The 971-nt window shown below is 69.1% G+C and carries 2 pseudogenes; both read right to left on the bottom strand.

The features are described from left to right. Positions 1 to 640 (bottom strand): annotated as a pseudogene (locus A9W96_RS00835) (acyl-CoA dehydrogenase family protein); the annotation flags it as partial. Positions 641 to 785: 145 nt separating this feature from the next. Beyond that, a pseudogene (locus A9W96_RS00830) lies at positions 786 to 971 on the bottom strand (nitroreductase); the annotation flags it as partial.

Genomic DNA, 971 nt, shown 5'->3' with positions numbered 1-971 from the left:
CGTGCTCGAGCACCAGGTCGAGGATGCGTTGGCAGGCGCCCACCATCGTGATCGCCATGCCGGTCAACGCGAAATGGTGAGCGCGTTCCGCGTCGACGGTCAGCCGGTCACTGTCGGGCACCCGAACCTCGGCGAACGACAGGTCGGCGACGTGCAGTACCGGATCGAACACCGCCGCGCGCCGGGCCGACACCTGACCGGACGCGACCAGGAACACCCCGGCGTCGGTCACCACCGCCAGCCGATCCGCGCGATCTCCGTCGAGCACGTGCCGCGCGGTGCCTTCCAGGACCCAACCCTCGGCGTCGCGGTGCGCGGCGACCCCGCTATAGACGGCGGTGCCCGACTGGTGTGGGTCGAAGCGGTCCGCGGCGAGCGGCGCGAACTGGCTCATCGTCGCCAGGTAAGGGGTGGGGTCGGTGGCGTGGCCGAGCTGCTCGAGCACGATGGCCAACTCGACGGCGCTGTCCGCATCGCTGAGCTCGGTCCAGCCCTGGTCTACATACGATTTCCACAACGGGCTCGGGTCGACGCCCTCTTCGGCCACGCTGCGCACCAACGACGGCGGGCACTGCTTCGCGACGGCGTCGCGCACCGTGTCCTGCCACAGTCGCTGGTCAGCATCGAACTCCAACAGCATCCGCGCCGCCTCTCGTCGTGACTGTCACGGCGAGAATACCATTCTCGGTTGCGGAAGTAATAATCTCTGAATCCGGGCATGGGGTATCAAACAGGCCATCCCGCCGCGCGCCCGGTTCGCCGGGCCAATGGCTTCGAGCGCCCAGCTAGCCGGGGGCTCGGGCACCGTCGAGGACGCCGTCGGCGGCTTGGTCCCAGCGGTCGAGGTTGACGAATTCGGCCAGCGGACGCCGGCGCAGCGGGCCATGTTTGCCCTTCGGCCACCCCACCACGATGTGGCCGGCGATCATCCAGCCCTCGGGTACCCCGACGGCTTCCCGCAGCAGCTGCTC

Source organism: Mycobacterium sp. 1245852.3 (genome assembly GCF_001669335.1).
Lineage (GTDB): Bacteria > Actinomycetota > Actinomycetes > Mycobacteriales > Mycobacteriaceae > Mycobacterium > Mycobacterium europaeum_A.
The sequence above is the reverse complement of the archived record's forward strand: the minus strand, read 5'-3'. Positions and strand labels throughout refer to the sequence as shown.